The sequence below is a fragment of the Devosia limi DSM 17137 genome (assembly GCF_900128975.1).
Lineage (GTDB): Bacteria > Pseudomonadota > Alphaproteobacteria > Rhizobiales > Devosiaceae > Devosia > Devosia limi.
The window spans coordinates 25,845-51,901 of record NZ_FQVC01000011.1; the positions used below are offsets into that span (position 1 = coordinate 25,845).

At 63.0% G+C, this 26,057-nt stretch carries 24 protein-coding genes and 1 pseudogene; 17 read left to right on the forward strand and 8 right to left on the reverse strand.

Annotated elements, in window-relative coordinates; translation table 11 throughout:
- Positions 1-24: 24 nt before the first annotated feature.
- The 3 genes from BUA69_RS15920 (at position 25) to BUA69_RS15930 (ending at position 3,060) form a co-directional block, all read left to right on the forward strand.
- Complete coding sequence (locus BUA69_RS15920; protein WP_052950329.1) at positions 25-696, forward strand: Spy/CpxP family protein refolding chaperone; 672 nt, start codon at positions 25-27, stop codon at positions 694-696.
- A gap of 165 nt (positions 697-861) precedes the next feature.
- A complete protein-coding gene (locus tag BUA69_RS15925; RefSeq protein WP_143154549.1) occupies positions 862-2,094 on the forward strand; it encodes an aminotransferase class V-fold PLP-dependent enzyme in 1,233 nt (410 codons plus the stop codon).
- A gap of 60 nt (positions 2,095-2,154) precedes the next feature.
- Positions 2,155-3,060 carry a DMT family transporter gene (locus tag BUA69_RS15930; protein ID WP_046133612.1) on the forward strand — a complete coding sequence of 302 codons (906 nt, stop codon included), beginning with the start codon at positions 2,155-2,157 and terminating at the stop codon, positions 3,058-3,060.
- On the opposite strand, the gene BUA69_RS15935 is transcribed toward BUA69_RS15930, so the two are convergent.
- On the reverse strand, positions 3,048-3,443 hold the full coding sequence (locus BUA69_RS15935; RefSeq protein ID WP_143154550.1) for a DUF2147 domain-containing protein: 396 nt from the start codon (positions 3,441-3,443) through the stop codon (positions 3,048-3,050). The two genes, BUA69_RS15930 and BUA69_RS15935, sit on opposite strands and share 13 nt — an antisense overlap.
- Before the next feature lie 676 nt (positions 3,444-4,119).
- The gene (locus tag BUA69_RS15940) at positions 4,120-4,572 is read right to left on the reverse strand and encodes a GNAT family N-acetyltransferase (RefSeq protein ID WP_072866591.1); all 453 of its coding nucleotides are present in this window, start codon (positions 4,570-4,572) and stop codon (positions 4,120-4,122) included.
- A gap of 117 nt (positions 4,573-4,689) precedes the next feature.
- Between BUA69_RS15940 and BUA69_RS15945 the strand changes: the two genes are divergently transcribed.
- The 5 genes from BUA69_RS15945 (at position 4,690) to BUA69_RS15965 (ending at position 8,028) form a co-directional block, all read left to right on the forward strand.
- Positions 4,690-5,283, forward strand: a complete 594-nt coding sequence (locus BUA69_RS15945) for a thymidine kinase (RefSeq protein WP_046133614.1) — start codon at positions 4,690-4,692, stop codon at positions 5,281-5,283.
- Positions 5,284-5,673, forward strand: coding sequence for an acyl-CoA thioesterase (locus BUA69_RS15950; RefSeq protein ID WP_046133615.1), 390 nt, complete (start codon positions 5,284-5,286; stop codon positions 5,671-5,673).
- A gap of 83 nt (positions 5,674-5,756) precedes the next feature.
- On the forward strand, positions 5,757-6,461 hold the full coding sequence (locus tag BUA69_RS15955) for an SH3 domain-containing protein (RefSeq protein WP_052950332.1): 705 nt from the start codon (positions 5,757-5,759) through the stop codon (positions 6,459-6,461).
- Positions 6,462-6,655: 194 nt separating this feature from the next.
- A complete protein-coding gene (locus tag BUA69_RS15960) occupies positions 6,656-7,297 on the forward strand; it encodes an SH3 domain-containing protein (protein WP_052950333.1) in 642 nt (213 codons plus the stop codon).
- A gap of 158 nt (positions 7,298-7,455) precedes the next feature.
- Positions 7,456-8,028, forward strand: coding sequence for an SH3 domain-containing protein (locus BUA69_RS15965; RefSeq protein ID WP_046133616.1), 573 nt, complete (start codon positions 7,456-7,458; stop codon positions 8,026-8,028).
- 189 nt (positions 8,029-8,217) lie between these two features.
- Here BUA69_RS15965 and BUA69_RS15970 read toward each other — a convergent pair whose 3' ends face one another.
- Positions 8,218-10,398: a putative Ig domain-containing protein gene (locus tag BUA69_RS15970; protein ID WP_143154551.1), complete on the reverse strand. Its 2,181-nt coding sequence runs from the start codon at positions 10,396-10,398 to the stop codon at positions 8,218-8,220.
- A 335-nt stretch (positions 10,399-10,733) separates the two neighbouring features.
- On the opposite strand from BUA69_RS15970, the gene uvrB reads away from it, so the two are divergent.
- Positions 10,734-13,352, forward strand: coding sequence for an excinuclease ABC subunit UvrB (gene uvrB, locus BUA69_RS15975; protein ID WP_052950334.1), 2,619 nt, complete (start codon positions 10,734-10,736; stop codon positions 13,350-13,352).
- 49 nt (positions 13,353-13,401) lie between these two features.
- On the opposite strand, the gene BUA69_RS15980 is transcribed toward uvrB, so the two are convergent.
- Positions 13,402-13,761, reverse strand: a complete 360-nt coding sequence (locus BUA69_RS15980) for an endonuclease domain-containing protein (RefSeq protein ID WP_280136795.1) — start codon at positions 13,759-13,761, stop codon at positions 13,402-13,404.
- 1,154 nt (positions 13,762-14,915) lie between these two features.
- Between BUA69_RS15980 and BUA69_RS21575 the strand changes: the two are divergent.
- From BUA69_RS21575 to BUA69_RS16005, 5 genes and pseudogenes are all read left to right on the forward strand, one after another.
- A pseudogene (locus BUA69_RS21575) lies at positions 14,916-15,062 on the forward strand (UvrB/UvrC motif-containing protein); the annotation flags it as partial.
- Positions 15,063-15,199: 137 nt separating this feature from the next.
- The gene (locus tag BUA69_RS15995; RefSeq protein WP_143154552.1) at positions 15,200-16,042 is read left to right on the forward strand and encodes a hypothetical protein; all 843 of its coding nucleotides are present in this window, start codon (positions 15,200-15,202) and stop codon (positions 16,040-16,042) included.
- 7 nt (positions 16,043-16,049) lie between these two features.
- Positions 16,050-16,517: a hypothetical protein gene (locus BUA69_RS20815; protein WP_143154553.1), complete on the forward strand. Its 468-nt coding sequence runs from the start codon at positions 16,050-16,052 to the stop codon at positions 16,515-16,517.
- A gap of 7 nt (positions 16,518-16,524) precedes the next feature.
- Positions 16,525-18,552: an ATP-binding protein gene (locus BUA69_RS16000; protein WP_046133346.1), complete on the forward strand. Its 2,028-nt coding sequence runs from the start codon at positions 16,525-16,527 to the stop codon at positions 18,550-18,552.
- A gap of 70 nt (positions 18,553-18,622) precedes the next feature.
- Positions 18,623-19,003 carry a hypothetical protein gene (locus tag BUA69_RS16005; protein WP_046133355.1) on the forward strand — a complete coding sequence of 127 codons (381 nt, stop codon included), beginning with the start codon at positions 18,623-18,625 and terminating at the stop codon, positions 19,001-19,003.
- A 512-nt stretch (positions 19,004-19,515) separates the two neighbouring features.
- Here the strand turns inward: BUA69_RS16005 and hemH are convergent.
- From hemH to BUA69_RS16025, 4 genes are all read right to left on the reverse strand, one after another.
- The gene (hemH, locus tag BUA69_RS16010) at positions 19,516-20,544 is read right to left on the reverse strand and encodes a ferrochelatase (protein ID WP_046133356.1); all 1,029 of its coding nucleotides are present in this window, start codon (positions 20,542-20,544) and stop codon (positions 19,516-19,518) included.
- An 89-nt stretch (positions 20,545-20,633) separates the two neighbouring features.
- Positions 20,634-22,310, reverse strand: coding sequence for a HoxN/HupN/NixA family nickel/cobalt transporter (locus BUA69_RS16015; protein ID WP_082093648.1), 1,677 nt, complete (start codon positions 22,308-22,310; stop codon positions 20,634-20,636).
- Positions 22,311-22,322: 12 nt separating this feature from the next.
- Complete coding sequence (locus BUA69_RS16020; RefSeq protein WP_046133357.1) at positions 22,323-23,219, reverse strand: LysR family transcriptional regulator; 897 nt, start codon at positions 23,217-23,219, stop codon at positions 22,323-22,325.
- A 2-nt stretch (positions 23,220-23,221) separates the two neighbouring features.
- Positions 23,222-24,010: a creatininase family protein gene (locus BUA69_RS16025; protein WP_052950296.1), complete on the reverse strand. Its 789-nt coding sequence runs from the start codon at positions 24,008-24,010 to the stop codon at positions 23,222-23,224.
- 143 nt (positions 24,011-24,153) lie between these two features.
- Here BUA69_RS16025 and BUA69_RS16030 point away from each other — a divergent pair, with 143 nt between their 5' ends.
- The 3 genes from BUA69_RS16030 to BUA69_RS21500 all read left to right on the forward strand — a co-directional run bounded on the left by BUA69_RS16030 (position 24,154) and on the right by BUA69_RS21500 (position 26,026).
- Positions 24,154-24,576, forward strand: a complete 423-nt coding sequence (locus BUA69_RS16030; protein ID WP_046133358.1) for a hypothetical protein — start codon at positions 24,154-24,156, stop codon at positions 24,574-24,576.
- 105 nt (positions 24,577-24,681) lie between these two features.
- Positions 24,682-25,158 carry an SH3 domain-containing protein gene (locus BUA69_RS16035; protein ID WP_052950297.1) on the forward strand — a complete coding sequence of 159 codons (477 nt, stop codon included), beginning with the start codon at positions 24,682-24,684 and terminating at the stop codon, positions 25,156-25,158.
- A 127-nt stretch (positions 25,159-25,285) separates the two neighbouring features.
- Positions 25,286-26,026, forward strand: a complete 741-nt coding sequence (locus BUA69_RS21500; protein ID WP_201777419.1) for a pyridoxamine 5'-phosphate oxidase family protein — start codon at positions 25,286-25,288, stop codon at positions 26,024-26,026.
- Positions 26,027-26,057 lie beyond the last annotated feature (31 nt).

A 26,057-nucleotide genomic window follows, 5' to 3' on the forward strand; every position in this document is an offset into this window, starting at 1 on the left:
GCCCCATGCAAAAGGAATTGCCCCATGAAGACGATCACCACAAGCGCTGTTGTCGCGCTCATGACCGCCTCGCTCGGCCTCGTTGCCGCTGCCCCAGCAATGGCGCAACAGGCTCCCGCCCAGACTCAGTCCGTGCAGAAGGGCAATGGCCCCGACCGTGGCTTCCGTCATGATCGCGGCGATCACGCGGGTCCGGGCCGCATTGGCGGCGGTGGCCAGCTCGGCGGTCTCCTGCAGTTCGGCCGCAGCGCCGAAGCCATCGAGGTCGCGTTGGTCCGTCTCTCCCACCAGATCGAGATGACGCCCGAGCAGACCACCCTGTTCGACGCCCTCAAGACCGCCAGCCTCGCCGCCCAGGCCGATTTTGCCGCTGCCATCGAAGCCGTGCTGCCCAAGCCGGCCGCCGCTGCAGCCGCAACCGCTGAGCGGCCCGGCTTTACCGATCGCCTCGACATGCGGATCGCCGTGGAAAGCGCCCATGTCGCCGCCCTCACGGCCGTCCAGCCTGCTTTGACGGCCTTCTTCGATAGCCTGACGCCCGAGCAGCAGGCCCAGTTGACGCCGCAGCGCGGCGAACGCCGGGGTTCCGGCATGGCTGGGCACGGCAAGGGCGGCATGCGCCATCATGGTCCCGCCAGCGCCCCGCAGGGCCAGTTGCCCGCGCCCGGCGCTCCGGGTGCAGCGCCCCAGGGCTAACCAATACGCGCACCGGCCTTTGGCATCCTTCACCGAGGGCCGGACTGGCGGCGCGCGGCAAGCCGCAATGCCGATGCGCCCCGGCAAACTCCGGCCCTCAACGGCTGGGGTTTGCTTTTGTGCAGCCATGATTTACCAATCACTTTCCTCGATTGGATCAATCCCATGACCGCTCTGCCGCTCGACCCCGCTCGTATTCGTGCCCATTTCCCGGCTTTCGATGAGCCTTCGCTGCGCGGCCAGGCCTTTTTTGAGAATGCCGGCGGCTCCTACACCGCCCGCCCGGTCCTCGATAAGCTCGACCACTTCTATCGCGCCACCAAGGTGCAGCCCTATGGCGTCTACCCGGCCTCGATTGCCGCCGGCGAGGCCATGGACCTCAGCTTCGAGCGCATCGCCGCCGCCCTCAACGTGTCAGCCGACTGGATTCATTTCGGCCCATCGTCCTCGGCCAATACCTATGTGCTGGGCAATGCCTTTGCCGGTTGGCTGAAGCAGGGCGATGCCGTCATCGTCACCAATCAGGATCACGAGGCCAATACCGGCGCCTGGCGCCGCCTCGCCCATCGCGGCATCGAGGTGCGCGAATGGCGCGTCGATAGCCAGACCGGCCGCCTGTCGCTCGACGCGCTCGATGCCCTGCTCGACCCCAAGGTGCGCCTGATCGCAGCGCCGCACTGCTCCAATATCATCGGCGAGATCAACCCGATTGCCGATATCGCTGCCCGGGCCCGTGCCATTGGTGCCGTCACCGCCATCGATGGCGTCAGCTATGCGCCCCATGGCCTGCCCGACCTCGCCGCGCTTGGCGCCGATATCTATTTCTTCTCGGCCTACAAGGTCTATGGCCCCCACCAGGGCATCATGGCCGTGCGCCCGTCCCTCGCGATGGAACTGCCCAATCAGGGCCATTACTTCAATGACACCAAACCGCGCTATCGCCTGACCCCGGCCGGTCCCGACCACGCCCAGATCGCCGCCTCGTCCGGCATTGTCGATTATCTGGAAACTGTCGCTGCGCTGGCCGATCCCACGATCATCGGCCCCGATCCCTATCGCCGCGCCCACGCCGCCATGCGGGCCCAGGAAACCGCGCTGGCCGCGCCGCTGCTCACCTATCTGCGCCACAAGAATTCGGTCCGCATCATCGGCCCCGACGATGCCGGCCTGCGCGCCCCCACCATTTCCCTGGCCCTCGACGAGCCCGGCGCCGTCGTCGCCGCGCGTCTCGCCCGTCACGGCGTCATGGCCAGCGGCGGCAATTTCTATGCTGTCCGCCTGCTCGAAGCCCTCGGCATCGCTCCCGAGCACGGCGTGCTGCGCCTGTCCTTCGTCCACTACACGACGCCCGAGGAAATCCGCCAGCTGATGACCGCGCTCGACGCCGAGCTGAGGTAATCTACGCGGCCGCCCGGCCGTCATATCGCCATCCCCACGCCCCGCCACTGAAAGCCCTCGATGCCCCGTCCCGTCGCCACAATGCTGCTTGTCGTCTGCACCATGCTCTGGGGCCTGGCCTTCATCGCCCAGAAAACCGCCATGGATTCCATGGGGCCGCTGAGTTTTGCCGGCATTCGCTACATTATCGGCGGCCTGCTGATCCTGCCGCTGGCCTTGTTTGAACGTCGCCGCAAGAACGTTCAGCTCACGCGCCAGCAGTGGATGCTGATCGGCCTCATGTCGCTGGTTTTCTTCCTCGGCTCGGCCCTTCAGCAGATCGGTCTCGGCACCACCACGGTCACCAATGCTGGGTTCCTGACCGGGCTCTATGTGCTGTTCGTTCCCGCCATTGCGCTGTTCGCCTTCCGCATCCAGCCCCACCCCATCATCTGGGTCGGCGTGCCGCTGGCATTGGTCGGCATTTTCTTCCTCAATGGCGGCGGCTTTGACAGCTTCAATGCCGGCGACGGGCTTGTCGTCTCCAGCGCTGTGTTCTGGGCCATGCATGTGCTGCTGCTGGGCTTTATCGCCCGCACCACCGGCCTGCCGATTTTCGTATCCTCGGTCAGCTTTCTGGCCGCCGGCGTCCTGGCCTTCGCTCTTGGCCTGATCTTCGAGGGCCCCACCCTGGCCGGCATCGTCGATGCCTGGCTGCCCATTGCCTATTCGGCGGTGATGTCCACCGCCATCGCCTTCACGCTGCAGGCCGTCGCGCAACAATATGTGCCTGCGGCCAATGCGGCGATCATCCTCTCGGCCGAAAGCCTTTTCGCCGCATTGGGGGGCGCGCTGCTGCTGGGTGAACGCCTGCCGCCAATCGGCTATGCCGGCGCTGCCCTGCTGTTCGGCGCCATCATACTGGTCGAAGCCGTCCCGCCCCTGCTGGAGCGGCGCGCCCGCCGGCAGACTGCCTATTTGGTGTAGCGATAGAGCTGGAAGGTCTTGCAGATCACCGCGAGGAAACACCCCTGCAGGGCCAGCTGGTCTTGCCCCACCTGGGTGATGGTCCCTGCCGCCTTGTGCCCATACAGGTTCAGCGTGCCCTTCCAGCGGCCGGGCGCCACCGGGGTCGCGCCTTCCAGCAGCATGGTGTTGAGATAGGGCAGGTTCTCGGCATTGTCGGCGCCATTGCCCAACCAGATCAGCTCGGCGCAAAGCTGGGTGCCGTCACCGCAGAAATTGATGTCATAGCGGGAGTCGCGATATTCGATTTCCCAGATGCCCTCGGGACCACCGGCAGCCATGCTCGGCAGCACGCTTGCCGCCATCAATGCCGTAGCGGCCAGAGCCCGTACTATCGTTTTCATCACCGTCTCCACGCAAAATACTATGGCCTGAGATTGCCCTGTTCAAACTGAACCGTGGCTGAACATAGTCTGTCATCGTGGCGTCATGCGAGCCTCATAGGATCACAGAGGTCAAACGCTTCCCCAGGCGGCTTGACCCTCGGCCCAGCCCCGCGTTCCCCAAACGCCGCGCTGCGCCTTCGGAGAGCCCGGCCGCAAACCCCGGCTCTCCCCGCCGACCGCTCGGCATCTGGCCGCCCCCGGGCGGCCTCTTTTTTGCCCGCACATCCATCCATTCCCGTTCATCGCGGCCCGCCCACTGTCGTCATCCCCACCAACGCCGTCATCCCGGCGAAAGCCGGGATCCAGTTTACCTCCGCCTCAGTGCCCCCACGTCCCAACCAAACCACCGGGCTGTCCACGGGCTTGACCCGTGGACCTCTCACCACTTGCGCCGCACTGCGAGTGGCCCGCGGGTCAAGCCCGCGGGCAGCCCAGTGAATGCTTCAACGGTTGCGCTCGCAAACACCCACCGCCGTCATCCCGGCGAAAGCCGGGATCCAGTTTGCCTTCCCCTCAACGTCCCCACACCCCAACAAAACCACCGGGCTGTCCACGGGCTTTGACCCGTGGACCTCTCACCACTTGCGCCGGGCAAGCGCCTACCGGGTCACGCCCGCGCCCACAGCGTGGCCCCCTAGCCCCGCTCCATCGCCACCGTCTCCACCGGCGTGCCCATTTCCGTCCCCGCACTTACCCCAGTCTCCCGCCAGCCGCGCCGCGCATAAAATGCCCGCGCCCGCATGTTAAACCCCCGCACCTCCAGCCGCCGCGTCCCCGCCGCCTCGGCCCGCGCCATCAATTGCGCTCCGACCCCGCTCCCCCAGGCATCGCTGCTCACGTGAATGGCGTGCAGATAATCCCCCTCGATATGGCTCATCCCCACAATCCGCCCGTCGCGCACCCCTACATCGATGTCGCGCCAGCAGGCTTCCACATAGCCCTTGGCCGGCCTCTCGGCTGCAAACCGCGCCCGCCCGGCCGCATCCACATGCGGCCCCCAATTCTCCACCCACGACTGCTCCAGCAGCGCCACCAGCTCGCCAATCTCGTCCTCACCCATCCGCCGGATTTCCACGCTCGCGCCCATCGTCGCCCTCTTCACTCGCAATCAGCTGTTGAACACGCCGCGCAGGGCTTCTAGCCTCCCGCGCAAGCGTCTATTGCCTTGGATCCCCACCGCCGCAAACGCGAGACCGCGCCGCCAATGGCCAAGCTGTATTTCTCCTATGCCGCGATGAATGCCGGCAAGTCGACCCTGCTATTGCAGGCGGCCTACAATTACCGCGAAAGCGGCATGCGCCCGCTGCTGTTCACCTCATCGCTTTATGCCGAGAACGGCGTCGGTCTCATCTCCTCGCGCATCGGCATTTCCGAAGCCGCCGAGCTCTATGGCGCCGATGATGATCTCTATCAGGCCGTGCGCAGGCATATGGACGAAGCCAAGGTCGATTGCGTCTTTGTCGATGAAGCCCAATTCCTCACCGCCGATCAGGTCTGGCAATTGGCCCGCGTCAGCGACCGGCTGAAGGTGCCGGTCATGTGCTTTGGCCTGCGGACCGATTTCCAGGGCCATTTATTCCCCGGCTCCGCCGAACTGCTTGCCATTGCCGATGTGCTGCGGGAAATTCGCACCATCTGTTCGTGCGGCTCCAAGGCCACCATGGTCGTGCGCCAGGGCATGGACGGCCGCGTGCTCACCGATGGCGATCAGGTCTCCATCGAAAAGTCTGTCTACATCTCGCTGTGCCGCAAGCACTGGGAAGAAGCTGTTGGCCGCTGGCCGGTGAAAGGACCCTAAATGCATCAGGACCAGGACGAGCCCAGGGGCGCCCTCACCATCCGCACCCTGGCCATGCCCGCCGATACCAATCCGGCCGGCGACATCTTTGGTGGCTGGGTCCTGAGCCAGATGGACATTGCCGGCTCCATCGCCGCCGTCGAGCGCGTCCGGGGTCGCACCGTCACCGTGGCGGTCGAGGCCATGACCTTCATCGCCCCGGTCAAGGTCGGTGATGTGCTGTGCATCTACACCACGCTTGAACGCGTCGGCACCACCTCCATCACTGTCGCCATGGAAGCCTGGGCCCGCCGCAATCGCCTCGCCGATCGCGTCAAGGTCACCGAGGGCCGCTTTGTCTATGTCTCCATCGGTGATGACGGCCAGAAGCGCCCGATCCCGCCGCTCTGATCGCGCACCCTCGTTCAGCAATCGTTCAGCAAGACCATGATGAATAGAAGCCAGGCCGCCAGACGGTTCACTGAGAGGTTCTCATGCGTTTATTTCGCCTTGTCGTCGCTGCCGGCCTGACCATCCTGGCCGGCGCCACTGCGGCCTTTGCCGCGCCCGCCACCGCCACCAGCAATGTCAACCTGCGCTCCGGCCCCGGCACCAATTATGCCGTGGTGGGCACGCTGCGCACCGGCCAGAATGTCGAGGTCATCGAGTGTCAGGACAGCTGGTGCTTCATTGAGGATGGCAATCGTTCCGGCTGGGCCTCTTCGGCCTACCTGCAGCGCTTCAATAGTGGCGGCCCCTCGCGCCCCCAGCCCGGCCAGCCGGTTCCGTCCGATCCCAGCCTGAATTTCGGCATCACCATCGGCCCCGATGGCAAGCCCTCGATCAATTTCGGCATCAACCAGCCCCAGGTGCAGCCGCCGCGTCCCGGCCCGGGCCCCGGTCCGAGGCCACCGCGTCCGCCGCGCCCGCAGCCCGTGCCGCCGCCGGTCGCCGAAGCCTGCTTCTATGCCGAGCCGAACTACCGCGGCGCCAGCTTCTGCCTGGAGGAAGGCGAGTCCATGGCCCGCCTGCCCCGCAACTGGAATGACCGTATCCGTTCGGTCGAAGTGCTGGGTGGCGCCACGGTCGATATCTGCGGCGATGCGAACTTCTACGGCGTCTGCCAGACCCTGGAGTCCAGCAGGTCGCGCCTTGCCAACCAGCTCGACCGGCGGATTTCCTCGCTCGAAGTCTACTGATCCAGTCGACCTCCGGCTGCCACGCATCCGGCATCCATTGCCCTCGCCCGTCCGGCGGGGGCATTTTTGTGACGCTTCCCCTGATTCCGGCGCCCTTCAGGAACTCTTTTCTCGCCGTTACCGTTTCTTCCTCAGCATCACCAGGAACAGTCGCCGCGCGATAGTTGATCCCCGCGAAAACAGGAGCCGAGACCATGAAGCGCCAGACCCGCCGCACCCTGCTCAATGTCGCGACCGCCTTGGCCGTGGCTGCCACCGCAGCGCTGGTGCTCATGCCCGCGGCCCAGGCTGCCGCCGGCACCATCACCAGCAATGTCAATGTGCGCTCCGGCCCCGGCACCAGCTATCGCGTCGTCGATACCGCCATCCGCGGCACCCAGGTTGACGTGCGCCAATGCGAGGGCAATTGGTGCTTTGTGCAAAAGCCCGGTCCCGATGGCTGGGTCTCCGCCAATTACCTCAGCACGGGCGGCCGCCCCGCCAATCCCACCCAGCCGGGCCTGTCCTTCGGCTTTCAGGTTGGCCCCAATGGCCCCACCATCAATTTCGGCAATAACCAGCGCCCGCCCATCGTAGTGCGGCCCGAGCCCAGCTACAGCGAGGTGTGCTTTTATGATCGCACCCGCTTTCGCGGCGAGAGCAATTGCCTGACCAGCGGTGACAGCGTCCGCGATCTCGGCCGCTTCGCCGACCGCATCTCGTCCATCGACAATCCCGATGGCCTGACCGTGCAGGTCTGCAGCGAGCGCAATTTCCGCAATTGCCGCACCTACACTTCCAGCGCCGCGTCGCTGGGTGACTTCGACGACTACATCGTCTCGGTCCGCGTCCGCTGAACCGGCGTCGTCCGCTCCCCCCGGCGCGCCGGGGGCCTGCCCCAAAGGCGCCCCTTGGAAGCCGCCCGGCCCCGCGCTAGTCTGCCCATGTTGGACTAGCCCGCAAACCGGGCGCGCCTCCCGACGGAGCAGCGGCGCTCGTGGTATAGGAGAACCCGATGTCGTTCTGGACCCGCGCCGTTTCCGTCGCTTTCGCCGCCCTCGCATTGCTCGCCATCACCCTGCCGCCCGCCGCCGCCAGCACGCCGGCCTGGAGCACCAGCGATCTGACGCTGCGCCAGGGCCCCGGCCCCGCCTATCAGGTCACCGGCGCCATCCCCACCGATAGCCGCATCCGGGTGCATCGCTGCTCCCGGCTCTGGTGCCTGGTGGAAGCCCACGGCGCCAGGGGCTGGACCGGTCTCGCCCATATCAGCTTTGGCCAGGGTCCAAAGGGTCCGTTCGAGGGACCAAAACTGAACTATGCCAGCGGCGGTCCCGGTCAGGTCTGCCTGTTTGAAGGCACCCATTACACTGGCGCCTCGATCTGTGCCGGCTCCGGCCAGGTCTTCCCCGACCTGCTGCTCTATGGCCGCGACAACCGCTATTCCTCGATCAGCGTCACCGGCAACGTCTCCGCCGCCGCCTGCCGCGACCGCAACCTCAAGAGCTATTGCGAACGCATCACCGAAAGCCAGCCGGTCCTCGACAGCTTCCTCAACAACAACCTCTCCTCGCTCCGCGTCTACTGAGCACCGAAGCAAAAACGCCTGCCCGGACCTCCAGGCAGGCGTTTGCTTTTTCACGGGCCCACTGCACCACCGTCCCCACCCACCGAGCTGTCCCCGGGCTTGACCCGGGGACCACTCACCGCCAGTGCCGCATTGAGAATGGCCCACGGGTCAAGCCCCCGGGTAGCCAGTGTCTTCTGAGAAATGCCCCTAGAACCGCAGACCCAACCGCGCCTTGCCCGATAGCGACCGCATCCCGGCGCCATCAATGCCCAGCTCGGCACTGGTTCCCAGCGTCCAGTCTCCGAGACCCAGCAGGTCAAAACCGGTCGTCAGCGTGCCGAATGATCCCGCCTTGCCGTCAATCATCGAGAGGCCAAACTGCCCGCCGAGGAATGGCTGCACCGTCAGTCCATCACCTGCTGCGAGGCTGAACTGCAGCGTCCCGCCCAGCGACACCCGCAACTGGCTGGTGGTGAACGCATCGATCACCGCGCCATTGCCCAGCCCGTCCACCACTGTGTAGGACCCGGCCCGCTCCTGCAGATACAGCGCATTGGCCGATGGCTTGAACGTCAAGGCGTCGCTCAGTGCCCATTGCCCTTCCAGCTTGGCCCGCGCCAATAGCCGGTCGGTCTCGAACGCCCCCCCGAAGAGGCTCGTCGACACATTGTTCCAGCTGCGGCCATAGAAGACGCTGGCATCCAGGAACACGCCCTCGCCGATCTCCGCCGACATATAGGGACCAACCAGCACGCCCGTACCATTGGCGCGACTGAAGTCGGTGATGTCATCCATCCAGTCGACATGCAGCGCCAGCCCGACCAGCAGCTTGTCATTGACCAGCACATCCCCGCCCGCCGAGAGCAGCGCAAAGCTGCCCCAATGGTCGGTGCCATTATCGGCGCGGACATGCAGTGTCGCCGTGCCATCAATCCAGAAATTGATGCCATCATTGCCCACTGGCTGCATCGCCAGGCTGTCGGCTGCGCTGGCCGCCGCCGCCAGCGTGCTGGCCGCAAAGTTCATGCTGATCGAATTGCCCGAAGGCGAAAACGACAGGCTTCCCGGTGCCGAAGCCGACGCCATGGCCCGCCGGTTTACCAGCCCCGGCACATCCACCGCTCCAGCCAGCAGCCCGGCACGCGATTTGACGAAGCCGGTCGAGAGCGTGCTGAAATAGTCCTCGACGGCTACCGGATTGATCGTCGTGGTGAACGACACACTGGCAATATTGGACCGGCCGAGCGTCGGACTGTGCAGCGTATAGGAGACCACCGCCGTGCCGCCAAACTGGGGGTTCGGGGTGAACTTCAGGTACAGCGCGCTTGGCGCCGGTCCGCCCACCTGCGCCACATCGGCACCGACAATGCGCGCCGTGCCGGCATGGGGCGGGGAGACATTGACCACATCGCCCGTATCGAACGGACCACCGGTCGCGCCCTCGCTCAGATTGACCGGCAGCGGCGTCGCGCCCGGCGGCACCACCACGGCCTTGTCCTCGGCCGTCACCGCCCGGGGCACCACATTCATGGTGTAATTGCCGGTAACCGAGCCGCCTCCGGTATCGGTCACGGTGATCGAGAAGCTGTAGCTGCCCGCGGCAGCCGCATCGATGGTGCCGACAAATGCACCGGTGCCATCCACATTCAGGCCTTGCGGCAAGGCCCCGGCGCTGACGTTGAAGCTTAACGCACCGACATTGCCGCTTGCCGCGATCTTGGGCGCATAGACTTCCTGCGCCATGCCATCGGGCAAGGCGCCGCCGGCCGGGCTCAGCGTGATCACATGGCCGACTTCGGGCGTCACGCTATTGGACGGCGCGGAGGCAGAACTGGTTCCGGCCGCGTTGGTGGCCGTCACCGTGAACGTATAGGCGATGCCATTGGTCAGTCCGCCAACCGTCAGCGGGCTACTGCTACCGGTCGCCGTCAGCCCTCCGGGGCTGGACGTCACCGTATAGCCGATTATGTCAATACCACCGGTGGAAGCAGGCGCGGCGAAACTCACGCTGGCCTGCCTGTCGCCCCGAACCGCACCAACGCCCGTCTGCGCGTCCGGCCACACCGGATTGACCATGAATGACCGGCTGACCTGGCTCGCCGGGAGATAGGAGCCATTGCCGGCCTGATCAGCATTGATCGTGCAGGTCCCTGCCGAAACGAAGGTCAGCGCCCCACCGCTGGTGATGGTGCAAACATTACTCGTGGACGAGGTGAAGGTCGGCGTCAGCCCGGAATCCGACGTCGCCGACAGTATGGGCGTCGTACCGAAATTCTGTGCGCCGGGATTGGTAAACGTAATCATCTGGCTCAGCACCGGATCCGGCGCCGCCAGCGCCGGCTGAACACCACCGAAAACGACAACAAACAGGGCGAAAAGCCCACTCACCAAACCCGGAAATCGCTTCAAAATAAACCGCCTTAAATCAAGAACGGGCATGACCACGCAAACGCGATTCCACCAAGCCCATCGGCGAAATAATACGCCGACATGCTCTGTCCAATCCGCCAATCCCGCATTGTTTGAATTGAATTACACTCAAGCCGAAGCCGCCCCCGGCGATCCCGCAACCGTCAGCGCCTGCGCCACCACCAGCATCCCCGTCAGCGCCTGCCCGCCACCCTGTTCCCTCTTCGTTCGTCCGATGCTAAGCTCGGCGGAACGTTGCGCTCCAGCGCTTCGTTTCCTATCTGAGTGTCTCCTCCCCGACCGACGGTGTGTTCATGGCCGACAAATCTGCGCGTCCCGGCAAAGCCGAGTTCTCCATCGATGACTTCCTCGGCGAGATCGAGAAAGCCGAGGATATCGCCGCCAGCAAGCCGCTTTATGCCGAGCGGATGAAGAACAAGCGCGCGCTCGACCGGGCCGACCAGAAGGCCGCTGCCGACGCCGCCAAGGCGCAGGAAGATGCTGCCAAGGCGCTCGCCCAGGCCGAAAAGAAGAAGACCGCGCTCGAAAAGCGCCGCACCACCAAGGCCAGCCACGACACCGCCACCGGCATGTCGGCCAAGACATCCAAGACCAAGATCAACTCCGTCGATCGCATCGACTTCGGCGGCATGGGCGAAAATCCCCAGGCCGGTTTCGGCCACGTGCCCTCCAGCAAGGCCAAGCCCCCCCAGACCGACGACGAGATCAACGCCGCGCTGACGGCCGCCACCAGGAAGTCCAAGGCCCGCAAGGGCGAGAGCCTCGAAAACGCCCAGACCGTCGGCGTCACCGCCACCGTCAAGGCGCTCGAACAGATCATCCTGCATGGCCGCAAGGAGGTGGAAGGCTCGTCCCCCTGGATGCCGCACCGCCCGGTGCGCCCGCTGCGCGACAAGTCCATGCCCTTCCGCATGGTCACGCCCTATACCCCCGCCGGCGACCAGCCCACCGCCATTGCCGAGCTGGTGGAAGGCGTCAACAATGGCGAAACCGACCAGGTCCTGCTCGGCGTCACCGGCTCCGGCAAGACCTTCACCGCCGCCCAGGTCATCGCCGCCACCAATCGCCCCGCGCTGATCCTGGCGCCCAACAAGACCCTCGCCGCCCAGCTCTATGGCGAGTTCAAGTCGTTCTTCCCCGACAATGCGGTGGAGTATTTCGTCTCCTATTACGACTACTATCAGCCCGAGGCCTATGTGCCGCGGACCGACACCTATATCGAGAAGGAATCCACCATCAACGAGCAGATCGACCGCATGCGCCACTCGGCGACCCGGGCGATCCTCGAGCGCGACGACGTCATCATCGTCGCCTCGGTGTCGTGCATTTACGGCATCGGCTCGGTGGAAGACTACACCGCCATGACCGTCGATCTCGGCAAGGGCCACAAGATCGACCAGCGCGAGCTGCTCGCCAAGCTTGTCGCCCTGCAATACAAGCGCGGCGATACCGGCTTTGTGCGCGGCACCTTCCGGGTGCGTGGCGATACCATCGAGATCTTCCCCGCCCACTATGAAGCCGCCGCCTGGCGCGTCACCCTGTTCGGCAACGAGATCGAGTCCATCGCCGAGTTCGATCCGCTGACCGGCAAGAAGTCCGCCGATCTCAGCTTCATCCGCATCTATGCCAATTCCCACCACGTCACGCCCCGCGCCACCATGAACCAGGCGATCAAGCAGATCCGCGCCGAGCTGGCCGCGCGCCTGCAGGAGCTCAACGGCGCCGGCCGGTTCCTGGAAGCCCAGCGGCTGGAACAGCGCTCCCTGTTCGATCTGGAAATGATGGAAGCCACCGGCTCCTGCGCCGGCATCGAGAATTACTCCCGCTACTTCTCCGGCCGCCGCCCCGGCGAGCCGCCACCGACCCTGTTCGAATATCTCCCCGACAATGCGCTGGTCTTTGTCGACGAAAGCCACGTCACCATCGGCCAGCTCGGCGCCATGTATCGCGGCGACCTCCGCCGCAAGGCCACCCTGGCCGAATACGGCTTCCGCCTGCCCTCCTGCATGGACAATCGCCCGCTGCGCTTCGAGGAGTGGAACGCCATGCGGCCGCAGTCGGTCTATGTCTCGGCCACGCCCGGCTCATGGGAAATGGACCAGACCGGCGGCGTCTTTGCCGAACAGGTCATTCGCCCCACCGGGCTGATCGATCCCCCGGTCGAAATCCGCCCGGCCAAGGCACAGGTCGATGATGTGGTCGATGAAATCCGCCAGACCAACAAGGCCGGCTATCGCACCCTCCTCACCGTCCTCACCAAGAAGATGGCCGAGGACCTGACCGAATACCTGCACGAACAGGGCATTCGCGTGCGCTACATGCATAGTGATGTCGATACCATCGAGCGCATCGAGATCATCCGCGATCTCCGCCTCGGCGCCTTCGACGTGCTGGTCGGCATCAACCTCCTGCGTGAAGGTCTCGACATTCCCGAATGCGGCCTCGTCGCCATTCTCGACGCCGACAAGGAAGGGTTCCTGCGCAGTGAAACCTCACTGATCCAGACCATTGGCCGCGCCGCCCGTAACGTCGATGGCAAGGTCGTGCTCTATGCCGATCGCATCACCGGCTCGATGGAACGCGCTTTGGCCGAAACCAGCCGCCGCCGCGACAAGCAGATCGCCTACAATCAGGAACACGGCATCACCCCGCAGTCCGTCCGCTCCAACATCCACGACATCGTCGATTCCGTCTACGAGCGCGACCACGTCACCGTCAGCATCGGCAAGGGCCGGGATGGCAAGGAACAGGTCCAGGTCGGCGCCAACCTCGCCGCCGTCATCAAGGACCTCGAAACCCAAATGCGCGAAGCCGCCACCAACCTCGAATTCGAAAAGGCCGCCAGGCTCCGCGACGAGGTCAAACGCCTCCGCGACATGGAACTGGATACCCTCACCGGCGAGGTCAACTGACACCCGCCCCACGCGAGCCCCGATCCGTCCCTCCCCCTCCAGGGGGAGGCTAGGTGGGGGCCTCCACCGCCCTACCCGCACGCCCCGGCTCCCCCAAAATCCCCACAACCACCGCAAACACCCCCTCCGGATTGCCCAGCACATCCGCATTGCTGAACCGCACCACCCGATATCCCTGCCCCGCCAGAAACCCCGTCCGCTGCGCATCCCGCGCCACGCCTGCCGCGGAATAGTGGCTGTCCCCATCGATCTCGAACACCAGCTTTTCCCGCTTGCAGACGAAGTCGACCACAAACGGCCCAATCGGCGCCTGCCGCCGAAAATGCCAGCCCGTTTCCCGCCATGGCTGCAACACCACCCAAAATCGCCGCTCGGCCGGCGTCTGCTCCCGACGCAGCTTGCGGGCCAAGGAAATCTGCCTGTTCATAATGCCCCCTTACGGGAAGCTAACATCCGGCGCAGGCGTGAGAAAGCACCCCCGCCCAACCTCCCCCTAAAGGGGGAGGAGCCCCATCGTGGCCTTCACCACCCAAACCGCGCGAGCCCCAATCCGTCCCTCCCCCCTCCAGGGGGAGGTTAGGTGGGGGTCCCTCAGATCACGCCAAAACCCACCACCGTCTCCCTCACGCGCCCCCCTCGCCGCCGCCATCAAGGACCTAGAAACCCCGCGCGAAGCCGCCACCAATCTCGAATTCGAGCAGGCCAAACTGCGTGACGCGGTCAAACGGCTCCGCGAGATCGAACTGGCCACGCTAACGGGCGAGGTGAATGACCACCCAACCCGCGCACCCCCACCCAACCTCCCCCTGAAGGGGGAGGAGCCCCATCGCGGCCTACACCACCGAACCGCGCGAGCCCCAATCCGTCCCTCCCCCTTCCAGGGGGAGGTTAGGTGGGGGTCCCTCAGATCCCGCCAAACCCCACCAACGTCGCCCTCACGCGCCACCCTCGCCGCCGCCATCAAGGACCTCGAAACCCCGCTCGAAGCCGCCACCAATTTGGAATTCGAGAAGGCCAGACTGCGCGACGCGGTCAAACGGCTCCGCGACATCGAACTGGCCACGCTAACGGGCGAGGTGAATGACCACCCAACCCGCGCACCCCCACCCAACCTCCCCCTAAAGGGGCAGGAGCCCCATCGCGGCCGACACCACCCAAACCGCGCGCGCCCCAATCCGTCCCTCCCCCTTCCAGGGGGAGGTTAGGTGGGGGTCCCTCAGATCCCGCCAAAACCCACCACCATCGCCCTCAGACGCCCCCCTCACCGCCGTCATCAAGGACCTCGAAACCCCACACGAAGCCGCCACCAATCTCGAATTAGAGCAGGCCAGACTGCGCGACGCGGTCAAACGGCTCCGCGACATCGAACTGGACGCTAACGGGCGAGGTGAATGACCACCCAAACCGCCCCCCCCACCCATCCTCCCCCTCGAGGGGCAGGAGCCCCATCGCGGCCTTCACCACCGCCCCCCGCGAGCCCCAATCCGTCCCTCCCCCTACCAGGGGGAGGTTAGGTGGGGGTCCCTCAGATCCCGCCAAAACCCACCACCGTCGCCCTCAGGCGCCAACCTCGCCGCCGTCACCAAGAACCTCGAACCCCCGCGCGAAGCCGCCACCAACCTCGAATTCGAGAAAGCCGCAAGACTGCGCGACGAGGTCAAGCGGCTACGGGAAATGGAACTGGACACGCTGACGGGTGAGGTGAACTAAAAAGCAAAACTCCAGCTAAGCCATTGCATTGTGAACCAAATTAAACAAAGCTTACAGTAAGTAGTGCTTTGTGAGGTCTATGGGTGCGTTTTGAGCGGGTTTGGTCTGGTGAAGATTGGGAGACGTACGCGCACGCATTGGTTCAGCTACGCCACGGCCCCGAAAATGTTCAACGCGTCCCAGCCAAAGTTAGCGGCGATGCGGGGCTAGAGTTCTTCACAACCAACGGCTGCCTTATCCAGTGCTACGCGCCAGAGGAAACCTCTGACACTGCCAAATCATCAAGCGCGATGAAGCAAAAGGCAACTTCTGACCTTCCCAAACTGATCAAGAACTCAAAAATCATATCCGGCATACTTCAAGATCTGAAGGCTCGCCGATGGATACTGATGTGCCCGTTTCTAGACGACAAGGATGTAATTCGACACGTTCGAGTAAAGGGGCAAGATATTCTCGCCGCCAACCTTTCTTTTGTTACTAGGGATTTTGAAGCGTTAGTTCACAGCCAAGAAGATTTTTCAGTAGAGATTGCAACGCTGAAACGGCAGTCGCTTGGCCCCAAACTGGCGTATGAACCCCCATCAGATGCAGCGATTGCAGAGAAATCCGGAGAATTTGCCGACAAGCTGGAGGCCAAGCTCAGGCACGCTTATCCAGACATGCAAGAAAATACTCTGCGTGAGAAAAAGGAACTTTACGTTAGAGGCTTTCTGCGACGAGAAAATGCAATCAGCGCACTCCGGCGCTCCTATCCTGCGCTTTGGGAGCAATTGATCAATTCTATCGGTGCCGAAGAAACCCGCCTATCTTTGTTTGGATCTACGGAAACTCAGCCAGCGTTCAGACTAAGAGAAAGCTTAGGCAGAATAGAGCAGAGCCTAGGACGGGATTTGCCGAGCATGCCGTCCTCTCTAATCACCGACCTTTCAGTGGGCACGCTGAGCGACTGGCTTATCCGCTGCCCGCTTGATTTCGATTGAGCGCCGCATGTCCGATATTGACCACAAGGAGGGCTTCACCTTCACAAGCCGCCCTGTTCCCGTACCTGGTGATCTCAGGATAACATGGCGCATCAGTGTGCTTCTAATGATGCTGTCGGCATCGAGAGCTGACCAAGCCTCACTAGCCAAGCTCAACATTATTTCTGCGGCAGTTAACTCAACGGCGGCTTTAAATCTTCTTGAGAAGATTATCGCTGGGGGCGCCCCAACCGTGGCTTGGAAAATGGGCGTAGAGCCGGCTTTGGGCCGTGCGGTCGATTTACTGGTGGGAGATGGACTGGCGAAATGGAAGCCAGTATCTGGTCGCGCTGGCGTAGTTCTTACAGTCACAGGAAAAGCAGCTTGCTCCGCCATCATTGCAGATGGAGACGTTCTCTCAGAAGAGAAATCCATTATCAAGCAACTCGCCAAGATAACAACAGAGACTCTAGTTTCATCAATTATTTCACTATGAGCACATGATGTTTAGAATCAATAACATTTCGCTCCGAGCATCTACTGCCGCAACGAAGTTCGGCGCTGAGATTCCTCTGAAGCCCGGTCTAAACATAGTCTCTGCTAGAAACTCCGCCGGGAAATCCACCGCGCTTCAAGCAATAATTTATGGCCTCGGACTTGAACGATCGCTCAGCCCGAGTCTAGAGGTCCCTCTCCCCTACGCATTGCGGCAACGGCTCCATGCGGCTCCCGAACTCGCGTACCAAGACGTCATTTCCTCTCATGTTGAACTGGAATTACAGAACAACTCGGGTCAAAGGGTCCTGTTGCACAGAGATATTGTTGGAGGCGCGGAGAGAAAACTCATCAGGGCCACGATCTATTCCGGCGAACATGCCGAGAAACGTGACTTCTTTGTCCACGATCCTGGCGCAGCGCAGAATGAGGATGGCTTCCACAAATTCCTTGAAAAGTTTCTCGGTTGGACTTTGCCTTCTGTTCCGACGTTTGATGGCCGTGAAGTACTTCTATATGTCGAAGCCATATTTCCAATGCTCTTCGTGGAACAAAAGCGCGGATGGTCAACAATACAAGGTCCGCTCCCAACTCACTTCAAGATTCAGGACCTCAACCGGCGGGTAATGGAATTTCTACTCGACTTGGACGTAGCAAAGTTACGCCGTAGACAGTCAGAGCTCAGGCTACAGCTGTCCGAATTAACCTCACAATGGCACGCGGTCGGCACGGAACTTAGGGCCGCCGCTGGCGTAGGCTTTAAAGTAAGCGCCTTCCCGCCAGAGCCGAGGGGCGCTGCTTCCGCATTGTCGATCAGTTTCGAAGCATTCAACGATGACAAATGGGTCCCGCTCGACGAGCACATCGTGTCTCTGGCTAAAGAAGCCGAGGAAATTGAGATCGATTTTTCGCAAAATGTAGAAGACGCAGCGCCGGGCCTACAATTGCAGCTTGCCCGGAGCAGAGAGCGGTTGGAAGAATTAAATGTTCGAATGTCTAGCATACGGCAAGAGTGGGTTTTACTTCACGCCGATGCACAATCGTTGCGGGAGCGCATTGCAACGCTTGATGTGGACCTTACGCGAAACAAGGATGCTGCAAAACTAAAGAGGCTTGGATCTGTAATAGGATCTGCGGCAGCCACACATGTTTGTCCCACATGCCATCAAGAATTGCAGACGGAGCTGCTTCCGACTTCCTCTTCCCCGGCCATGGCAATCGAAGAAAACGTCGAATTCATTCGGTCACAACTGAAACTTTGCAACGCAAATCTGTCTTCCAACTTGAGATCGATGGAGCAAGTCCAAGAACTTCATGCGGCCGTTCAGCAGGAAGTTCAATCAGTCCAGCAGCGAATACGCCAAATTCGTGGTGAGCTGACCAAGCCGGCGACATCTGTCTCACGTGCTAGTTTAATGCGCTCAGTCGAAATTGCGTCTGCAATTGATAACGCAAAAAAACTACTACAGTCACTTGCTGGACTTCGAGACGGCCTGGTCTTGATAGCCGAACGACATAAGACTCTGTCAGAAGAGCTAAAATCGATCGGAAAACAGGAATTAAGTCCCGAAGATTTGGAGAAGATCGAATATTTTCAGTCTAACCTACGCAAAAGGCTAGAGAATTACTCTTTCAAGAGCTTCAATCCTAGCGAAATTTCTTTGTCTGATGACAATTTTAGGCCACTAGTCGTAAGCAGAACCGACGTCGGAGTATTAGAGCGGGAGCTGGGGTTCGAGATGTCAGCAAGTGACGGCATTAGGATGAAATGGGCTTACTACCTGTCGCTTTTGCAATGCTCGCAGAAATTCTCGACAAACCATCCGGGCGTGGCAGTATTCGACGAACCGGGGCAGCAAGCGATGGAGTTGGATAGTATTAGATCGTTCCTCGTAGATGCATCTCATTTTTCGCCACGAGATTCACAGATCATTGTCGCCGCCACGTACGAAAACGTAGCGCCCTTGATACCTGAGCTTTCTGCGCTGGACGTGAACAGGGTGCACTTCGACGGGTTGCTTCTTCAGCCACTTTGATTCCCCCCAACTTCTCCCCCTCCCTCCCCCATGCCCCATACTCCCCCGGTTTCAACCCCGGGAGTAACCCATGCCCCAGCGCCGACCAAAGCCCCGTCCAGCGCCGCCGCTGCGCTTTTCGCGCAGCATCGTGCAGTGCCATTTGCGTCTCAGCCGGCAGGTGAGCGTGCTGCGGGCGGTGTTGCAGGAGCACAAGGCGGGGCCGGTCGCCGCCGAGACGGTGGCCTTCGTCAACAGCATGCTGATCGAGGCGCAGCGCCTTTATGGCCGTGAGCCCGACATTGCCCGGTTTCAGCTGCTGCCGCCCGATGCGCGGCTGACCCTGTTTGATCTGCGCCTGATCAACCAGCGGCTGCGCGATGCCGATGCCGTCTTCGCCGATCGCTATGAGGGCCTGCTTTGGCCGCCTGACGAAACGCCTGGAGCCGACCGGCCATGGCAGGGTGATTGAAAAACTTATCCCCGCCCGCTGGCGGCCATGCCAGACTGCTGTCCATCCCCCGCCACGGAACGCGGCGCTGACGAGGCGCCGGGCGGCCGGCCGGTGGCCACGGGGCGTCGCTCGAGAGGCGCCTCGCGGTCACCGGTTGGTTCGGGGAGATGGGGAGGTCGGGGTCGCCCGGCTTCGGTGGGCGACACCGTCAGCAGCGCTTGAAAAACCAGCGTCCCTGGTTCGGTCCCACCAAAAATCCCATCGTGTGCAGCGGCTTGCGCCCCACACTCTAACTTACCAGGGGCGCCAGCCGCTGCACGCCGTGCCACTCATCCCCGCAGGCCAAGCCATGCGGCGCTTCTGCACGTCTCAGCTAGCGTTTGGCCGCGAACACTGGATTGACCCCAGCCGCGGGTCAGGCCGAGCCGAAAGGGCGGGTTTTCGAGAACCGGAGCGGAGCGTACCCCGGTACGTGAGCACCGGAAGCGGAGAATATCCGCGCTTGCAGGCCGGCCTCACCCGGAGATGGGTTAATCCAGCCAGCCGGACAGCTCTCTACGCACCATGGCTTCGATCATGTCCATGCCGCCGGGGCTGTCATTGAGGCAGGGAATATAGGCGAACTGCTCGCCCCCCGCTTCCATGAAGGTATCCTTGCCGCCCATGGCGATTTCTTCCAGCGTCTCGATGCAGTCGGCCGAGAAGGCCGGCGCCAGGATCGCCACCTTCTTGATGCCCTTGCCCGGCAGTTCGCCCAGCGTCACATCGGTATAGGGCTCCAGCCACTTGGTCGGCCCGAACCGGCTCTGGAACGTCACCATCAGCTTGGACTTGTCCCAGCCCAGATACTCGCGCACCAGCCGCGTCGTCTTGTAGCACTGGCAATGATAGGGGTCGCCGCGCTGCAGATATTCCACCGGCATGCCATGATAGCTGGTGATCACCAGATCCGGCTCGAAATCCAGCTTGGCCACGCCATCGCGGATCGAATTGCCCAGCGTCTCGACATATTTCGGATCGTCGAAATAGGCCGGTGCCGTGCGCACTGCCGGCTGCCAGCGCATCTGTCCCAGCGCCTCGAAGGCCTTGTCATTGGCCGTCGCCGTGGTCGTCGCCGAATATTGCGGATAGAGCGGCACCAGGAGGATCTTCTGGCACCCGGCCGCCTGCAGCTTTTCCAACACGCTCTTGGTCGACGGATTGCCATAGCGCATGGCGAAGTCGACAATCACATTGCCGTCCCCGCTCAGCCGCTGCGCCAGGTTTTCGGTCTGGTTGCGCGTAATCACCCGCAACGGGCTCTCGTTCTTTTCCTTGTCCCAGATCTGCGCATAGGCATGCCCGCTCTTCTGCGGCCGCACGCTCAGGATCACCAGGTTGAGAAGCGGCCACCACAGCCATTTCGGCGTCTCGATCACCCGCGGATCGCTCAGGAATTCCTTCAGGTAGCGACGGACATTCCAGTAGTCCGTGCCATCCGGCGTCCCCAGATTGAGCAGCAGCACCCCGATCTTGGGGGCTTTGACAGGCTTGTGGCTTGGCGGCAGGTGATCGGACATGGACCGTCGCAGTCTGGAGGGATTCTAGGATTTGGCGCGAACCATAACCACTCGCACGCCCAGCGCAAGGCGGCGATGCGCCGCGCTGTTCAGAGACTGGCGATCAGCAGCAGAATTCCGAAGCCAAGCACCGCCACGGCCCCCGCCAGTTCCGCCCACCAGACCACGCTGGCCGTCACCGCATTGTCGGCGCCGCCAATCCGCCTTGCCAGGCTCTTGGAATAAACCGCCGCCGCCGCCAGCACCGCCACCGTCAACGCCGTCCCCGCCCCCATCAGGAACACCGCGGCGATCCCCGCCACCAGCAATCCCTGCGACAGCGCGAACACCAGCACCACCAGCGCCCCCGAACATGGCCGCAGGCCCACCGCCAGCACCACGCCCAATTGCTCGCGCCAGCTGCTCCCCGCCACGCTGGGCGGCACCACATGCAGATGCGCGTGCTTATCCCCGTCATGCTCATGGCCACTATGATCATGGTCATGCCCATGGTGGTCATGGTCGTGATGATGGTGGTCGGTTTCGTGCAGATGGTCGTGCGCCTTTTGGCTGAGGTCTGCTCCGTGATGATGATGGCTGTGCCCCCAGCCAAACACCTTGCGCGCAATCAGCCACAGGCCCAGCAGCGCCACCATGGCGTAGGAGGCGATGCCGATCCAGTTGGCCGCATCGCTCATGGCCAGGCTCGTCATCCGCAATGCCCCGGCCGCCACCAGCACGAAAACCACCGCCACCACCGATTGCAGCATGGCCGAGATGATGCTCAGCGAAATGCCGCGCCGCGCCTGGCTCTCATTGGCCAGCATGTAGGAGGAAATCACCACCTTGCCGTGCCCCGGCCCGGCCGCATGCAGCACGCCATAGACAAAGCTCAGCCCGCCCAGCAGCCAGAACGCCGTCCAGTCATTATGCAGGGCCCCCAGCGATCCGGTCATCGCACCATAGAACTGGCGCTGCTGGTCCTGCAGCCAGCCAAAAAATCCGCTGCGCGGCAAGGTCAGGCCCGGCTCGGGCGGCGGCCCGCCAAACGGGGTTGCCGGCCGCGCCTCGGCCACCTGCTTGGTCGCTTCCAGCGCCGTCGCCGCTGCTGGCACCACGCCGGTGCACGACACCACGATAATGCCCTGCGTGCCGCGCATCGCCGCCGCCAGGTCGGGCGGCAGTTCCAGCACTTCCGGTCCCAGTGCATACAGCCGTTCTTCAACCTGCTTATCCATCGCACGCGGCGGCTCCAACACGACGTTGCAGCTGTCCGGCGCATTCTGCAGCGTCACCTTGGCGGCATCGGCAAAGCTGATCGCCACGTAATATTCCGGGTCGTTGATCGCCAGTTCAAACCGGTTGCCGGGATGGAACGGTGCCTCGGGCATCACCGAATAGCGCAGCGTCACCCTGCCATCGACATAGTCCATGGTCTGGTCGCCGACCGGGGTGAAAGCCAGCATGTCGTCGCCTTCGCCGGCAAAGGTATAAAAGCCGAAATCGGCCAGTCCCAGCATGTTCTCGTCGGCCAGATCCTGCAGTTCAGCGACGCTGGTAATGCCGTCGCCATCGCTGTCCAGCCCCTGCACCACCCAGGCCGAGAACGCCGCGTCGAACGTCCACTCATGCTTGAGCGCAGTGACCGCACCATCATCGTCAAAGGCCAGCGTCACCGCCGCATCGATGAAAATATGCGGATGCGCCAGCGCCGGCAGCACCATGGCTCCAGCAGTCACGGCGAGCGTAAGGAGCCCGGTGGCAAGCTGACGGCAGAATTTCAACATGAGCAGATGGCCCTAACTGATGGGGTGGGTCGCGAACCACTCAACCAGATGGTCGATGAGCGCCCGAACCTTGCCGGCAAGGTGCCGGCGATGCGGATAGACCGCCTGCAATGTCTGGCCGGTCGGCAGGAATGGCGTCAGCACCGGCACCAGCGCCCCCGATGCCACCGCTGGGTCTGCCAGATAGGAAGGCAATACGACAAAACCGAGGCCCATTTCCGCCGCCTGCCGCGCCGCCAGCGGCGAATTGACTCGCACCGGCCCGTTGACCGGCACCGAGATGGTTTTACCATCCTCGACAAAGCGCCAGTTCGACTGACCCTGCAGGTTCACATCGACAATGCAGGGCAGGTTCCGCAGCTGGTCGGGATGCGTTGGCGTGCCATGGGCCTTCAGCAGCGATGGCGACGCCCCCACCACCACATGCATATCGGCGATCTTGCGGGCGATCAGCGAACTATCGGCCATGGTCGAGATGCGCAACGCCACGTCGATGCCCTCGTCGACGAGGTCGACATAGCGATCCTCCAGCCGCAGATCGAGCGTCACCTTCGGATACTTCGCCAGGAACTCGAAGATCACCGGCGCCAGCGTCCCCTCGCCGAAATTGCGCGGTGCCGACACCCGCAACAGGCCGCGCGGCTCGGCGGTCTGGTCGGTAATGGTGGCGTCGAGATCGTCCAGTTGCTGCAGCAGCGCGCTGGCCTCGCGGTAATAGGCCTCGCCCGCCTCGGTCAGGCTGAGCTTGCGGGTGGTGCGGTTCATCAGCCGCACCCCGAGATAGTCCTCGAGATCGGTCACATATTTGCTGAGCAGCGCCTTGGAGCGCCCATGCTGACGCGCCGCAGCGGAAAACCCACCGGCGTCGAACACCTGAACGAAGGCCCGAATGCGCGCGAGATCCTGCATGTCTACTCCAGCCTGTCGAGATCGAAACCGGCGACGTCATCGACCAATTGTGCAAATCCATTGAGTGCGTGTTGCGCGCTGGCCAAGCCCTTCTCGGCAGATGCCAGCAACGCGTTGCCCACGACGCCCTGCGGGTTCAGATCCGTGCTGACCCAGCCCGGTCGGGTCTTGCCATGCATTTTGAGCCAGTGTGTCCCGCGATCCATTGCCTGCGCAGCCGAACCAAAATCGGCCCTCTGCTCGCGCCGCACCGCCGCCGGCCGATAATGCAGCATCAGCGAGGTTTCGATATCGCCCCCATGAATGCCATAGGCCAGCTCATCGGCGCTAAACAGCCCCTCCGGCTGCCCGAACCGCATCCAGGCGGCACTCACGGCCAGCATCTGCTGTTCCAGGCGCAATCGGGTCGCCAGCAGCCCGGCAATCTCGGAATTGCCGCCATGGCTGGAGACCATGATCAGCTTGCGCACCCCGGCCCGCCGCGCCGTCATCACCACAGCGTGCCACGCCGCCAGCAGCGTTTCCGCGCTCTGGGTGAACACGCCCGGCAATGGCAGATGTTCGATGCTGTGCCCCACCGCCTGCAACGGCAGCACCAGCACATCATGATGCGGATCGATGTGGTCGCGCAGCCGCGCCAGATGCCCCCGGGCGATATCGCAATCGGTCGACAGCGGCAGATGCGGACCATGTGGCTCAATGGCCGCGATGGGCAGCACGGCAATCGTTCCGGGCCCCGCGAATTCAGCAAATTCGGGCGCGGTCAGCTCTTCGGCAAAATAGGTCGCCACCTGTCGCTCCGTCCCAGTGTCAGGCCCGAACGCATACCCCATCTGCACAAAGTGAACAATAACGGGACTTGGTCGTCGCCAGATTAACGATAGGATGCAAGGCCAATCGACGCGCCTAAGGAGTTCGGACTATTTTCCCACCCATGTCCAAGCCCTCATCCCGTTCAACGCTCTATCGGCTGATCGAAGCCGGCCAGCTCGCCCACAAGGCCCTGCTGGTTCCCTTGCTCGAACGCGGACTGGAACCCGGAGACGACGCCGTGCTGTTTGCGCTGGGGCGCTCCGGCATGGCCGAACCCGATCTCGCTGACGAACTGGGCCTGCCGCTGGATGCGCTCGACGCACGCATTGCCCGGCTGGCCGAGCGTGGCCTGGTTGGTCGCCAGGCCGTCGGGCCCGAACTTGCACCCGGGCTGGCGCTGACCGAACGCGGCATCCGCATTCGCAACAGCCTCGCCGATAACTGGGCCCAGCTCGAAGAGGCTCTTCTGGGTGAGCTCAAATCCAAGCAACGCAAGTCGCTCGGCGGCACGCTCAAGCGCTTCGTCGCCCTGCTCAAGCTCTGACCGGCCCAACATGACTGGACCATTCAGGTCCGGTTCATCGGCAAAGGTGTTTTCTGTCTCCACGGGCATCGACCTGCCCCCCAAATGGTAACAGGAGTTCAGCACATGGCCTTGAACAAGAAAATCCTCGCCGGTGGACTGGCGGCTCTGGCGCTTCTGGCGACGACCGCAGCAGCTTCCGCCGCCCCCGCCTTCGCCAGCAGCAATGTCAATGTGCGCTCGGGCCCCGGCACCGGCTACCGCGCCATCGATACCCTGCGCCGCGGTGAACGCGTCGACATCCAGTACTGCCGTGGCAGCTGGTGCTTCGTCGAGAAGGATGGCCCCAATGGTTGGGTCGCCGCCAATTATCTCGAACGCGGCCGCCCGAGCCGTCCCGACTGGAACGACGACCATTGGGATCGCCCCAATTGGAACCGCCCCGGCCGTCCCGGACCCGATTGGGGTTGGGATCGTCCCGGCCGTCCGAACTGGGGTCACACCCGTCCGCCGCGCCCCCAGCCCCTGCCGATCTATCCGTCCAGGCCGGGCGCCAGCTTCTGCTTCAATGGCCCCAACGGCTACTTCTGCGCCGGCAGCTAGAGTCACCAATGCCAACGCCGCCCTTCGGGGCGGCGTCTTCACATCCGGCGCCACCCGACGCAACCTGCCCGTCTGTCATTCGTTGTCCTGCCAAGCCTTATGGCACCCACACGGAAGGATATTTGAGATGGCAGTGTCCACCCAGACCACCGAGACCAAAACGCCGGCGTCCAAGGCCCCGGCCAAAAAGTCAACTACGGCCAAGGCGCCCGCCACCAAAAAAAGTGACGGCAAAACCGCTACAACCAGGGCAGCCAAGGCGACCAAACCTGCCGGCACCAAGGCCTCTGCGACCAAACCCGCGGCAAGCAAGGCAAAGCCCGCCGCCAGAACCAAATCCGGCAAGGTCGCCGCCACCGCCCAGTCCCATGACAGCAGCACCACTGCCAGGGAACATGACGATCACGTCGACCGCGTCTGGGACCTCGCCAAGCGTATCGGCATTTGCATGTTCGTGACCTGGGATGGCGAACGCCAGCGCGCCCGCCCACTCGCGGCCACAGTGGATAGGGAAGAGGGCGTGCTCTATTTCCTGACCGATATCAACGGCCACAAGGACGAACAGATCGCCAGGTTCCCCACCGTGACCGTCGCCTTCGCCGATCACGGCCATAGCCGTTACGTCACCCTCACCGGCAAGGCGACGATGAGCAATGACCGTGCCCGTATCAAGCAATTGTGGTCGCCTTTCGCCAAGGCCTGGTGGGATGGTCCCGAAGACCCGGCGATCCGTGTCATCCAGGTCGTCCCCGATGACGCCGAACTCTGGGATAGCCCGGGCCGCATCGTGACCACGATTTCCATGCTTGCGGCGGCCGTCACCGGGCGCGCTCCAAAGTTTGGCGAAAATGCCAAGGTGATCATGTGATCCTCTTGGCGCGCTGACCCGTATCAAGGGC

What these genes read in the sequence shown, in the direction of transcription:
- BUA69_RS15920 (WP_052950329.1), top strand. Translation starts at nt 25, where the DNA reads ATGAAGACGATCACCACAAGCGCTGTTGTCGCGCTCATGACCGCCTCG.
- BUA69_RS15925 (WP_143154549.1), top strand. Translation starts at nt 862, where the DNA reads ATGACCGCTCTGCCGCTCGACCCCGCTCGTATTCGTGCCCATTTCCCG.
- BUA69_RS15930 (WP_046133612.1), top strand. Translation starts at nt 2,155, where the DNA reads ATGCCCCGTCCCGTCGCCACAATGCTGCTTGTCGTCTGCACCATGCTC.
- BUA69_RS15935 (WP_143154550.1), bottom strand. Translation starts at nt 3,443, where the DNA reads ATGAAAACGATAGTACGGGCTCTGGCCGCTACGGCATTGATGGCGGCA.
- BUA69_RS15940 (WP_072866591.1), bottom strand. Translation starts at nt 4,572, where the DNA reads ATGGGCGCGAGCGTGGAAATCCGGCGGATGGGTGAGGACGAGATTGGC.
- BUA69_RS15945 (WP_046133614.1), top strand. Translation starts at nt 4,690, where the DNA reads ATGGCCAAGCTGTATTTCTCCTATGCCGCGATGAATGCCGGCAAGTCG.
- BUA69_RS15950 (WP_046133615.1), top strand. Translation starts at nt 5,284, where the DNA reads ATGCATCAGGACCAGGACGAGCCCAGGGGCGCCCTCACCATCCGCACC.
- BUA69_RS15955 (WP_052950332.1), top strand. Translation starts at nt 5,757, where the DNA reads ATGCGTTTATTTCGCCTTGTCGTCGCTGCCGGCCTGACCATCCTGGCC.
- BUA69_RS15960 (WP_052950333.1), top strand. Translation starts at nt 6,656, where the DNA reads ATGAAGCGCCAGACCCGCCGCACCCTGCTCAATGTCGCGACCGCCTTG.
- BUA69_RS15965 (WP_046133616.1), top strand. Translation starts at nt 7,456, where the DNA reads ATGTCGTTCTGGACCCGCGCCGTTTCCGTCGCTTTCGCCGCCCTCGCA.
- uvrB (WP_052950334.1), top strand. Translation starts at nt 10,734, where the DNA reads ATGGCCGACAAATCTGCGCGTCCCGGCAAAGCCGAGTTCTCCATCGAT.
- BUA69_RS20815 (WP_143154553.1), top strand. Translation starts at nt 16,050, where the DNA reads ATGTCCGATATTGACCACAAGGAGGGCTTCACCTTCACAAGCCGCCCT.
- BUA69_RS16000 (WP_046133346.1), top strand. Translation starts at nt 16,525, where the DNA reads ATGTTTAGAATCAATAACATTTCGCTCCGAGCATCTACTGCCGCAACG.
- BUA69_RS16005 (WP_046133355.1), top strand. Translation starts at nt 18,623, where the DNA reads ATGCCCCAGCGCCGACCAAAGCCCCGTCCAGCGCCGCCGCTGCGCTTT.
- hemH (WP_046133356.1), bottom strand. Translation starts at nt 20,544, where the DNA reads ATGTCCGATCACCTGCCGCCAAGCCACAAGCCTGTCAAAGCCCCCAAG.
- BUA69_RS16015 (WP_082093648.1), bottom strand. Translation starts at nt 22,310, where the DNA reads ATGTTGAAATTCTGCCGTCAGCTTGCCACCGGGCTCCTTACGCTCGCC.
- BUA69_RS16020 (WP_046133357.1), bottom strand. Translation starts at nt 23,219, where the DNA reads ATGCAGGATCTCGCGCGCATTCGGGCCTTCGTTCAGGTGTTCGACGCC.
- BUA69_RS16030 (WP_046133358.1), top strand. Translation starts at nt 24,154, where the DNA reads ATGTCCAAGCCCTCATCCCGTTCAACGCTCTATCGGCTGATCGAAGCC.
- BUA69_RS16035 (WP_052950297.1), top strand. Translation starts at nt 24,682, where the DNA reads ATGGCCTTGAACAAGAAAATCCTCGCCGGTGGACTGGCGGCTCTGGCG.
- BUA69_RS21500 (WP_201777419.1), top strand. Translation starts at nt 25,286, where the DNA reads ATGGCAGTGTCCACCCAGACCACCGAGACCAAAACGCCGGCGTCCAAG.